The organism is Streptomyces sp. (assembly GCF_050698815.1).
Classification (GTDB): domain Bacteria; phylum Actinomycetota; class Actinomycetes; order Streptomycetales; family Streptomycetaceae; genus Streptomyces.
Genome location: NZ_JBOHCV010000180.1, coordinates 1 through 10324, shown reverse-complemented (window position 1 = coordinate 10324; position 10324 = coordinate 1). Strand labels below are relative to the sequence as shown.

Annotated in this window: 11 protein-coding genes; 5 read left to right on the top strand and 6 right to left on the bottom strand. The window is 70.7% G+C overall.

Features of this window, described 5'->3' with window-relative positions; translation table 11 throughout:
- Window positions 1–237: 237 nt before the first annotated feature.
- The 3 genes from ACRDP3_RS06750 to ACRDP3_RS06740 all read right to left on the bottom strand — a co-directional run bounded on the left by ACRDP3_RS06750 (window position 238) and on the right by ACRDP3_RS06740 (window position 2264).
- Entirely contained in the window at window positions 238–984 is a 747-nt protein-coding gene (locus ACRDP3_RS06750; RefSeq protein ID WP_431515910.1) for a Mut7-C RNAse domain-containing protein, read from the bottom strand.
- A 7-nt stretch (window positions 985–991) separates the two neighbouring features.
- Window positions 992–1285 (bottom strand): acylphosphatase, encoded by a 294-nt coding sequence (locus ACRDP3_RS06745; RefSeq protein WP_431515909.1) that lies wholly within the window; start codon window positions 1283–1285, stop codon window positions 992–994.
- Between the two features lie 265 nt (window positions 1286–1550).
- On the bottom strand, window positions 1551–2264 hold the full coding sequence (locus tag ACRDP3_RS06740; RefSeq protein WP_431515908.1) for a type 1 glutamine amidotransferase: 714 nt from the start codon (window positions 2262–2264) through the stop codon (window positions 1551–1553).
- A 68-nt stretch (window positions 2265–2332) separates the two neighbouring features.
- On the opposite strand from ACRDP3_RS06740, the gene ACRDP3_RS06735 reads away from it, so the two are divergent.
- Window positions 2333–2794 carry a type II toxin-antitoxin system PemK/MazF family toxin gene (locus tag ACRDP3_RS06735; RefSeq protein ID WP_431515907.1) on the top strand — a complete coding sequence of 154 codons (462 nt, stop codon included), beginning with the start codon at window positions 2333–2335 and terminating at the stop codon, window positions 2792–2794.
- Window positions 2795–2861: 67 nt separating this feature from the next.
- Window positions 2862–3602, top strand: coding sequence for a PIG-L deacetylase family protein (locus ACRDP3_RS06730; RefSeq protein WP_431515906.1), 741 nt, complete (start codon window positions 2862–2864; stop codon window positions 3600–3602).
- Here ACRDP3_RS06730 and ACRDP3_RS06725 read toward each other — a convergent pair.
- The 3 genes from ACRDP3_RS06725 to ACRDP3_RS06715 all read right to left on the bottom strand — a co-directional run bounded on the left by ACRDP3_RS06725 (window position 3577) and on the right by ACRDP3_RS06715 (window position 6572).
- On the bottom strand, window positions 3577–4860 hold the full coding sequence (locus ACRDP3_RS06725) for an MFS transporter (RefSeq protein WP_431515911.1): 1284 nt from the start codon (window positions 4858–4860) through the stop codon (window positions 3577–3579). The genes ACRDP3_RS06730 and ACRDP3_RS06725 overlap by 26 nt on opposite strands.
- Before the next feature lie 204 nt (window positions 4861–5064).
- Window positions 5065–5655 carry a methylated-DNA--[protein]-cysteine S-methyltransferase gene (locus ACRDP3_RS06720; RefSeq protein ID WP_431515905.1) on the bottom strand — a complete coding sequence of 197 codons (591 nt, stop codon included), beginning with the start codon at window positions 5653–5655 and terminating at the stop codon, window positions 5065–5067.
- 29 nt (window positions 5656–5684) lie between these two features.
- Complete coding sequence (locus tag ACRDP3_RS06715) at window positions 5685–6572, bottom strand: glycerophosphodiester phosphodiesterase (protein WP_431515904.1); 888 nt, start codon at window positions 6570–6572, stop codon at window positions 5685–5687.
- Between the two features lie 170 nt (window positions 6573–6742).
- On the opposite strand from ACRDP3_RS06715, the gene uvrB reads away from it, so the two are divergent.
- The 3 genes from uvrB to ACRDP3_RS06700 form a co-directional block, all read left to right on the top strand.
- Window positions 6743–8875 (top strand): excinuclease ABC subunit UvrB, encoded by a 2133-nt coding sequence (gene uvrB, locus ACRDP3_RS06710; RefSeq protein WP_431515903.1) that lies wholly within the window; start codon window positions 6743–6745, stop codon window positions 8873–8875.
- Between the two features lie 154 nt (window positions 8876–9029).
- Window positions 9030–9608, top strand: a complete 579-nt coding sequence (locus tag ACRDP3_RS06705) for a TerD family protein (RefSeq protein ID WP_431515902.1) — start codon at window positions 9030–9032, stop codon at window positions 9606–9608.
- A 74-nt stretch (window positions 9609–9682) separates the two neighbouring features.
- On the top strand, window positions 9683–10324 hold a 642-nt coding region (locus ACRDP3_RS06700), incomplete at its 3' end, for a TerD family protein (protein ID WP_431515901.1).

Here is a 10324-nt window from a genome sequence, read left to right as displayed (position 1 = left end):
CTGCGGTGCTGTAACCGGCTATGACGCGTCTCTTCATCTGTGAGCTCCCGTTGTGGAGAGTCAAGGCCGCCCGTATCGCGGCCACACCGCATCGTGCAGCAAACCCGCCTCACAGGGGATGGTTCCGACCGAAGTCGGGAAAGTCATTGCCATTTCGCAACCCTGGTCCGACTGGCGCCCGCCCCCGCACCCGCACACTGACGGGCCCGCCGACTCCGGTCGGGTCTCGTCACCGGTTCAGGAAAGCGTGCGTTCCCGTACCGCTGTCCGGGCCGCCCGCACCGTCGCCTCCAGCTTGGCGCTGTGCGCGCCCCGCCAGTAGAGGCGGGCGCAGGAATCGCAGCGCATGAAGGTGTCGTAGGTGCGGCGGGTGCCGGGGCGGAGCAGGGTGGCGATGTCGGACTTGGCCACCGGCGACAGCGCTCCGTTGCAGGCCAGGCAGCGCGTCCAGGGGGACAGCGACGGGGCGAACCGGTCCAGGACGTCGAGGAGTTGGGCGTCGGGGTGGGCGCCGCGTACGTACGCGCCGAGCCACAGCGATCCCCGTTGCAGCAGCCCGCGGTCCTGGGTGAGCAGCACCCCGCGTTCGGCGTTGGCCTGCCTCAGCAGCGCGTCGTCGGACATGTCGTTGCCGTAGGCGGTGTCGAGGCCGACCAGGCGGAGCCGTCGTGCCAAAGCGCCCAGGTGGACGTCGAGGACGAAGTGCGGCGGCTCCGACGAGGGGAGGAGCTGGGGCCGTTGGACCGCGGGGACGTGTGCGCTCTCGCCGTCGCGCGGCCGGTACGAGGGGGCGGCCCGGTGCCCGTCGACGACGAGTTCACCCACCTCTGTCAGCGGTACGCCGAGCGACTGGATGACGTGGCCCAGGGTCGAGGTCTCGTCGTGGGGCACGTGGAGGGCGTCGGCGCGGCGGTGGCGGGCGGTGAGGAAGAGGTGCAGCTCCTCGGCGAAGCTGACGCGGAGCCCCGGGCCGGGAGTGGTCACCGGGTGGTCACCGGTTCGAGTGCGGGGAGGGGGTCGGGAGGACCTCGAAGCCGTCGATGCCCTGCGGCTGCTCCTCGTACACCTGTACCCGGTCCACGCTGGCCGCCGGCGGGCCCTCGTGCGCCCACCCGACGAGGTGGTCCACGGCGCCCGCATCGCCTTCGAAGACGGCTTCGACCCTGCGGTCGGGGAGGTTGCGCACCCAGCCGCTCACCCCCCGGGTGGTGGCCGTGGTCCGGCAGCTGTCGCGGAAGAAGACGCCCTGCACGTCGCCGGAGACGATCACGCGCTTACGGGTCATCGCTGGAGCACCTCCGGTGGGTCAGCCCGGTCGACGTCGGGGAACATGCGCCGCGGTCAAGCATACGTTCCGGACATTCCGGGCGCGCGGCCTGCGGTGCCGAGGCGGGGCAGGAACGGGGTGTGGCAGTCGAAGCGATCAGACGGGAGGTCTGACGGAGTCGCTCGCCGACTGCGTCGCGGCATTGGAGACCGGCGACGGGGATTGATGGCGTCGGTACGCGGAGGCCCCGCGGACGGCCTGCCGCTGTGCGTCATGGGCGGCGTCAGCCGGCGGTACCGGCCGTCACCACCGCCGCGAAGCGGCGGGTCAGTTCGCTCCAGACCTCGGTCGAGGCCGGTTCGTCGCGCTCCGCCGCGCGGATCAACTCCTCGTGGTCGAAGCCCTGTTCGCGGAGGTGCTGAGGGTCCCAGCCGTGGATGACCTGGGCCGTCGCCTCCGGGTGGAACTGGACGCCCCACGCCGACTCTCCGACGCGGAAGGCCTGGACCGGGCAGCGTTCGCTCCGCACCAGCCAGTGCGCGTCCGGGGGAAGGTCGGTGATCGCGTCGACGCGGTGCTCGATCGCGGTGACGTGGGCGGGCAGCCCGTGGAAGAGTGCGTCGTCGTCCGTCTCGGGGCGAAGAGTCAGCGCGGTGCTGCCCGCCTCGGGCCTGCCGTGCTCCGCGCGGACCGTGCCGCCGGCGACATGCGCGAGCAGCTGTGCGCCGAGGCAGATGCCGAAGACCGGCACGCCCGTCTCCAGCGCCTCGCCCGCCAGGGCGCGGGTCGGGGCGAGCCACGCGGCGCGGTCGTCGGCGTCCGGCATGTACCCGCCGCCGAGGACGACGAGGGCCTGATGGCGCGTGAGCCGTGCGGGCAGCGGGTCCCCGGCGTAGGCGTGGACGACGTCCAGCGAGAGTCCGTACCGGCGCAGCCACGTCCCGAACCGGCGCGGACCGCCGTCCGGCGTGTTCTGCACCACCAGCACCTGCCCCATCCGGCCACTCCACTTCGTCGTCCGCCCGGCAGGAAGCATCTCACCGGCCTGGAGATAGGTTCGCCCGTATGAGTGATGCGAGGGATGACGCCGACCGCTCCGCCGGGCTGCCGGGCAGCAGCGGATACGCGACGACCGTGGAAGTGGAGCCGGCACGGGTGGGACGGGTACGGACGGCGTACGCGCCGGACCCGGACGGCGACCCGGACCCCGGCGAGATCGTGTGGACGTGGGTCCCGTACGAGGAGAGCGACGGCCGGGGCAAGGACCGGCCCGTGCTGGTCGTGGCCCGGGAAGAGCAAGGGACGCTGCTCGGCGTCCAGTTGACGTCGCGGGAGCGGGACGGGCAGGCCGAGTGGCTGCCCCTGGGCGCCGGGCCCTGGGACCGCAGCGGCCGGGACTCCTGGGTGGGGACGGGCCGGGTGCTGCGGATACATCCGGAGGGCATGCGGCGGGAGGCGTGCGCGTTGGACCGGGCGAGGTTCAACCGGGTCGTGCACCGCCTCCAGCAGGTCTACGGCTGGCGGTGAGCGACGCGGCGTGGTGAAACGTCCCGGCAGACGCGAGCCGGCCGGGCCGAGGGGGAAGGCCATGGTCATGAGCACTGAGCAGCTGGAAACGATGCCGGACGACTGGCAGCGCGCGCTGGCGGTCGTCGCACACCCCGACGACCTGGAGTACGGTGCGGCGGCGGCCGTCGCCGAATGGGCCGCGGCCGGGAAGCAGATCGGCTATCTGCTGGCCACCCGCGGCGAGGCCGGTATCGACACCCTGGAGCCGGGCGAGTGCGCGCGGGTGCGGGAGGCCGAACAGCGCGCGAGCGCCGGGCTGGTGGGCGTCACGTCGGTGGACTTCCTCGATCACCGGGACGGCGTGATCGAGGAGGGGGTGCCGCTGCGCAGGGACATCGCCGCGGCGGTACGGAAGGCGCGGCCGGAGCTGGTGATCACCCTCAACGGCGGGGATACCTGGGGCCGCAACGCCTGGAACACCCCCGACCACCGGGCCGTCGGCCGCGCCGTGCTGGACGCCGTCGGTGATGCCGGGAACCGCTGGATCTTCCCCGAGCAGCTCGCGGCGGGGGACGTCGAGCCGTGGGGCGGTGTGCGGTGGGTCTGCGTGGCGGGGTCGCCGGAGCCGACGCACGCCGTGCCGGTGGGAGAGGAGGCGGTGCGGCTGGCTGTCGCGTCGCTGGCCGAGCACCGCGCGTACATCTCCGCACTGAGCGACGAGCCCGTGGAGTCCTACGCCCGTTCCTTCGTGGAGTGGGTGGTGGGGATGGGTGCGGAGCGCTTCGGTGGCCGGGAATGCGTCACGTTCCAGCTGTTTCCGCGCTGACGGACGTGCTCTTCCCGCTCCGGGACAGGACGAGCAGGGTCAGGGCCGCGACCGGGAGCAGCAGGGCCGCTGCCAGTGCGTTGAGCCAGCCGTATCCGGCCTGTGAGACGACCAGTCCGGCGAGGGCGCCGCCGGCGCCCGCCGCGGTGTTCATGGTGAGGTCGGAGAGACCCTGAACCGCGGCGCGGGCGGGCAGCGACACCGAGTCGGTCAGCAGCGCCGAGCCCGATACCAGTCCTGCCGACCAGCCGAGTCCGAGCAGGAAGAGGCCCACCGCGGACTGGACGTGGCTGCCGTTCGCCGTACCGGCGAGCGCCGCCGCGCAGGAGAGCAGGGCGACGGCGAGGAGGATGACGCCGAGCCGTCCGAAGCGGTCGGCGAGCCGGCCCATGACGGGGGAGAGGACGAACATGCCCAGGATATGGGCGCTGATGACCAGGCCGATCAGCTGAATTCCGGCGCCGTGGTGACCGAGGTCGACGGGCGTCATGACCATGATCGAGACCATGGTGGTGTGTGAGACCGCGATGGTGACGAGGGCGAGCCGCGCGCGCGGTGAGGCGGTGACGGCAGCGAAACCGGCACGCAGTGAACGGTCCTCACGGGCGGACCGTTTCGCGCGCGGGGCGTGGCCGTCCTCGTGCGCTGCGGCGTCATGCGCCGCGCCGCCCGGCCCTGCCGCCTCTCCCGCCCCCGCGGCGGCCAGGGCGCGGGCCGTGAGCAGCGGGTCCGGGCGCAGCAGCAGCTGCACCAGCACCGCGGTCACGAGGAAGACCGCGGTGCTCCATACGAACGCTCCCGCGGTCGCCGGTATGCCCAGGCCGGTGACGGTGCGGCCGGCGGGGGCGGCGATGTTCGGGCCGAGGACGGCGCCGACGGTGGATGCCCAGATGACGGTGGAGATGGCGCGGGCACGCTGTCCCGGCTCGGCCAGGTCGGCGACGGCGAACCGGGCCTGGAGGCTTGCGGAGCTTCCCGCGCCGAAGGCCGTCATGCCCAGCAGCAGAAGCGGGTAGTTTCCGAGCACGGCCGCGATGACGACGACCGTGCCGCCGACTGCGGCGATGAGATAGGCGAGGGTGAGACCGGCCCGGCGCCCCCGCGCGGCTATCAGCGACGCGAGCGGGAGCGAGAGCAGTGCGGTCCCGATGACCGACGAGGTCGAAGCGAGCCCTGACAGCGCTTCGGAACCGCTGATCTCCATGGCCAGCAGGGCGGCGAGCGCGGCGGCGGTCGCGACACCGAGGCCGCCGAGCATCTGGCTGGTGACCAGTACGGCCGTGGTGCGGCGGCGGACGGCGGTGAGGCTGGCGCCGCCGGGGAGTTCGACGTTGCCGGAGAGGCCGGAGGCTGCGGTGCGGTCGGCGCCTGTGTCAGGGGTGTCGGCGGCGTTGTTCGTGTCGGTCACGTCCGGCAGTCTGCCAGCGGCGGCTGACAGCGCCTACGGGAATTCGTGTGACGGTCAGAAGAGCGGTTCCGGAAGCAGCCCTTCCAGGGCGAGCAGCGCCCGCTTGGTCTCCGTGCCGCCGCCGAAGCCGCCCAGCCCGCCGCCGCTCTCGACCACCCGGTGGCAGGGGACGACGACCGGCAACGGGTTCGACCCCATCGCCATGCCCACCGCACGGGCGGCGCCGGGCTCGCCCACGCGTTCGGCGAGATCCTGGTAGCCGACGTTCGTGCCGAAGGGGACGGAGGCGAACAGCTCACGCAGCACCCGCTCGTTGAAGCCGCCGGACAGCGACCAGTCCAGCGGGACGGTGAAGGTGCGCAGCTCTCCACGGAAGTAGGAGGCGAGCTCGGCGGTGGCGGTGCTGAGGACATCCGTACCGGCGGCGTCCGTATGGACGGGGGCGGAGCCCAGGCGGGCGGTCAGCTGGGCGAGGGCCCGGTCCGTGGTCTGCCCGCCGGCGTGGAAGACGACGTTGACGAGGCCCTGGTCGGTCGCGGCGAGCAGCAGGGGTCCGCCCGGTAGCCCAGTGTCCTGCAGTGTCCAGGTGCAGGAGCGGGCACGGGTGGGGGTACGGGCTGCTGCGCTCGCCGGCGGTTCAGTCATGCGGGCACCCTAGACATGCCCGCTGACAATCAGTTCCGAGTGGCCTCCCGCACCACGTCGGGGAAGTTGGTGATGATCCCGTCCACCCCGGCCGCGTCCACGGTGCGTGCCGTGGACCCGTCGTTCACCGTCCAGGTGAAGACTTCCATCTGTTTGCCCTGCGGTCCCTTCAGTGCGTGCACGGCGTCGACGTAGTCCTTGGTCACCGCCCTGTAGGACGGGTTGATCTGGTCGGTGAACTGCGCGTACGACTTCAGATCCGACACTTTCGGGTTGCCGAGGAATCCCGTTTTCACGGTCGGATTGAGCGTGTGCGTCGTCTTGATCGTGTCGGCGTTGAAGGCCTGGATGATGAGCCGGCTCTGCAGGTGTTTGCGGTCCGTCCAGCCCTGGGCGCCGAGCTCCTTGAGCGTCTGGGCCTCGATGCCCGGATACAGCTCCGGGGACTTCAGCTCCAGCAGCAGTCGCTGGCCGGTTCTGTCGAGGTTCTTCATGTACCGATCGAGGGTGGGGACTTTCTCACCCGCGTAGGCGTCGCTGAACCAGCCACCGGCGTCCAGCCGGGCGATCTCCTTGGCCGTGAAGTCTCTGACGTTCCACGGCGACCGGTCCGGGAAAACTTGTTCGACGTCGGTCGTACGGGTGAGAGTCGTGTCGTGGATGACGACGAGTTCGCCGTCCTTGGTGCGCTGTACGTCGTTCTCGACCCACTCGAAGCCGAGCTTGTCGGCCGTGTTGACCGCGGCGAGGGTGTTCTCCGGTGCGTATCCGGAGGCTCCTCTGTGTGCGATCGTGATGGGTGTGCTGCGGGTCAAGCCCTGCTGGGAGGCCGCGTGGGCCGGGGCCGCGGTGAGGGCGAGCGCGGACATTCCCAGCAGCAAGCCGGTAGCGGCGGCTACGGCAGAGCGCATCGGCATAGGGGACTCCTCGCGTTCGATCGAACACTGTCGGTAAGAGTCTTCCCGTTGCGGGATACACAGAAGCAAGCCGGGGGCGGCGGCAGTGTGAATGCTGTGCGCCGGTGGTGTCCGCCGCCCGGTTCCGCCGTTCGGAGCCGTTGTCGGTGGCGAGTCGTACGGTGGTCTGCATGCGGCCCCATACCCAGATCGAACGCACCGTGGCGCCCTTCGAGGTTGTCAGTCCCTATACGCCCAGCGGTGACCAGCCCACGGCGATCAGTGAGCTCGCGCAGCGCGTCGGCGGGGGCGAGAAGGACGTCGTGCTGCTGGGCGCGACGGGCACCGGGAAGTCCGCGACGACGGCGTGGATGATCGAGAAGCTCCAGCGGCCGACGCTGGTGATGGCGCCGAACAAGACGCTGGCCGCCCAGCTGGCGAACGAGTTCCGCGAGCTGCTGCCGAACAACGCGGTGGAGTACTTCGTCTCCTACTACGACTACTTCCAGCCGGAGGCGTACGTTCCGCAGACGGACACCTACATCGAGAAGGACTCCTCCATCAACGAGGAGGTCGAGCGGCTGCGGCACAGTTCCACGAACTCGCTGCTGACGCGGCGCGACGTGATCGTCGTCGCCTCCGTCTCCTGCATCTACGGCCTGGGTACGCCGCAGGAGTACGTCGACCGCATGGTGCCGCTCAAGGTCGGCCAGGAGACCGACAGGGACCAGCTGCTGCGCCGCTTCGTCGAAGTGCAGTACACACGCAACGACATGGCGTTCACACGCGGCACCTTCCGGGTGCGCGGCGACACGATCGAGATCTTCCCCGTCTACGAGGAACTGGCCGTCCGGATCGAGATGTTCGGGGACGAGATCGAGGCGCTCTCCACCCTCCACCCGCTCACCGGCGAGGTGATCTCGGACGACGAGGAGCTCTACGTCTTCCCCGCCTCGCACTACGTGGCGGGTCCGGAGCGGATGGAGCGGGCCATCACCGGCATCGAGGCGGAACTGGAGGAGCAGCTGGCGTCGATGGAGAAGCAGGGCAAGCTGCTGGAGGCGCAGCGGCTGCGGATGCGGACCACCTACGACATCGAGATGATGCGCCAGATCGGCACCTGCTCGGGGATCGAGAACTACTCCCGGCACATCGACGGCCGTGACCCGGGCACCGCCCCGCACACACTGCTCGACTTCTTCCCGGACGACTTCCTGCTCGTCATCGACGAGTCGCACCAGACGGTTCCGCAGATCGGCGCGATGTACGAGGGGGACGCGGCCCGTAAGCGGACCCTGGTCGACCACGGCTTCCGGCTCCCCTCGGCGATCGACAACCGGCCGTTGAAGTGGGAGGAGTTCGTGGAGCGGATCGACCAGACCGTCTACCTGTCGGCGACACCCGGGCCGTATGAGCTCTCGCGCGGCGACGGCTACGTGGAGCAGGTGATCCGCCCGACCGGGCTCGTCGACCCGCAGGTCGTGGTCAAGTCGACGGAGGGCCAGATCGACGACCTGGTGCACGAGATCCGTACCCGTACGGAGAAGGACGAACGTGTCTTGGTCACGACGCTGACCAAGAAGATGGCGGAAGACCTGACCGACTACTTCCTCGAGCTGGGCATCCAGGTCCGCTATCTGCACAGCGACGTCGACACCCTGCGCCGCGTGGAGTTGCTGCGGGAACTGCGCGCGGGAGAGTTCGACGTACTGGTCGGGATCAACCTGCTGCGCGAGGGACTCGACCTGCCCGAGGTGTCACTCGTGGCGATTCTCGACGCCGACAAGGAGGGCTTCCTGCGCTCGGGCACCTCGCTGATCCAGACGATCGGCCGTGCGGCGCGGAACGTCTCCGGCCAGGTGCACATGTACGCCGACAAGGTCACCCCGGCCATGGAGAAGGCCATCGAGGAGACCAACCGGCGCCGCGAGAAGCAGGTCGCCTACAACAAGGAACGCGGCCTGGACCCGGAGCCGCTGCGCAAGAAGATCGGCGACATCGTGGCCGACATCGCCCGGGAGGACATCGACACCGAGCAGCTGCTCGGCTCCGGGTACCGCCAGGAGAAGCGGGGTGCCGCGGGCGACCGGAGCGGAAAGGGCAAGGCACCCGCCCCGGCCAGGCCGGCGCGCCTGAAGGGCCGCGGCACCGAGGAACTCACGGACCGTCCGGCGAGCGAACTGGCCGGGATGATCGAGGAGATGACCGACCGGATGCGGGCCGCCGCCGCGGAGCTTCAGTTCGAGGTCGCGGCGCGGCTGCGCGACGAGGTGGGGGAACTGAAGAAGGAGCTGCGGCAGATGAGAGAGGCGGGGCTGAAGTAGCCGGTGGGCGGCAAGGAGCAAGCCGTCCGGGCGAAGTGTTGCAACAGCGACACAAAGGCGGTCGCCCGGGCCGAGCGGTTCGGGTCCCTGCGTAGGCTGCGGCGAGTGACCGTCGGAAGTGACGGTGGCAGCGGACGTGGAGAGGGGAACGCACGTGACGGTGAACTTGTCCAAGGGACAGGCGATCAGTCTGCAGAAGAGCGACGGGGGCACCCTTACATCGGTGCGGATGGGACTCGGCTGGCAGGCCGCCCCGCGCCGCGGGCTGTTCGGTAAGCGCAGCAAGGAGATCGACCTCGACGCCTCGGCGGTGCTCTTCGCCGACAAGCAGCCGGTGGACGTGGTCTTCTTCCGGCACCTGGTGAGCGACGACGGCTCCGTCAAGCACACCGGTGACAATCTGGTCGGCGGTGCCGGACAGGGTGGCGACGACGAGGCCATCGTGGTGGACCTGCAGCGCGTCCCGGTGCACATCGACCAGATCGTCTTCACGGTGAACTCCTTCACCGGACAGACCTTCGCCGAGGTGGAGAACGCCTTCTGCCGGCTGGTCGACGAGACCAACGGCCAGGAGCTGGCACGCTACACGCTGACCGGCGGCGGTCAGTACACCGCCCAGATCATGGCCAAGGTGCACCGGCTGGGCAGCGGCTGGCAGATGACCGCGGTGGGCTCCCCGGCCAACGGCCGTACGTTCCAGGACCTGATGCCCGCGTTGGTGCCACACCTCTGACCCGCGGGGGCGGGGCCGGAACGGCACGTGGGCGGGCACCGACAGGCGATGGGCGCGGGGATGGGGGCGCGAGAATGACGGTCGAGCTGGTGCGGGGGCAGAACAGCCCGTTGCCCGGGACGCGTTGGGAGATCCGGGTGTCGGCGGCCAAGCCGGTCATCGCCGGGGCGACACTCAACGACGGCGAAGGCCGGATGCGGGAGGCCGGGTGGATCGCCCACCCCGCCGAACCGCACCTTCCCGGACTTGAGGTTTCCCGGCAGGCCGCGGCCGACCACCGGCTGGCCGTGGATCTCGACGCCCTCCCCGAGGACGTCCACCGGGTCAACGTGCTCCTCGCGCTGCCCACCGGGGTCGGCGGTCCGGCGGACTTCGGCGCTCTCGCCGCGCCGTTCGTCGCCGTCACGGAGCTCGGCGGTGATGACATCGCGCGCTACGCGGTGACCGGACTCGACGCGGAGTCCGCGGTCGTCGCGCTGGAGCTGTACCGCAGACAGGGCGGCTGGAAGGTGCGCGCGGTCGGCCAGGGGTACGCGGGCGGGCTCGCGGCGATGCTCGCCGACCAGGGACTTCCCCTCGCCCAGGAGCTGGCCGCCACGATCAACGAAGCGGTGGCCGCGGGAATGGCCCGTTCCGTGGCGGCTCCGCCCACCCGTACGGACGAGGACCGGACCCGCCGCGGCGCCACCGTCGGCGGCGCTCACGGCGCCGGAGGC

Coding starts and splice junctions, on each gene's coding strand:
- ACRDP3_RS06715 (WP_431515904.1), bottom strand. CDS start 6,572: ATGCCGATGCGCTCTGCCGTAGCCGCCGCTACCGGCTTGCTGCTGGGA.
- ACRDP3_RS06745 (WP_431515909.1), bottom strand. CDS start 1,285: ATGACCCGTAAGCGCGTGATCGTCTCCGGCGACGTGCAGGGCGTCTTC.
- ACRDP3_RS06730 (WP_431515906.1), top strand. CDS start 2,862: ATGAGCACTGAGCAGCTGGAAACGATGCCGGACGACTGGCAGCGCGCG.
- ACRDP3_RS06735 (WP_431515907.1), top strand. CDS start 2,333: ATGAGTGATGCGAGGGATGACGCCGACCGCTCCGCCGGGCTGCCGGGC.
- ACRDP3_RS06725 (WP_431515911.1), bottom strand. CDS start 4,860: ATGCTCGGCGGCCTCGGTGTCGCGACCGCCGCCGCGCTCGCCGCCCTG.
- ACRDP3_RS06740 (WP_431515908.1), bottom strand. CDS start 2,264: ATGGGGCAGGTGCTGGTGGTGCAGAACACGCCGGACGGCGGTCCGCGC.
- uvrB (WP_431515903.1), top strand. CDS start 6,743: ATGCGGCCCCATACCCAGATCGAACGCACCGTGGCGCCCTTCGAGGTT.
- ACRDP3_RS06720 (WP_431515905.1), bottom strand. CDS start 5,655: ATGACTGAACCGCCGGCGAGCGCAGCAGCCCGTACCCCCACCCGTGCC.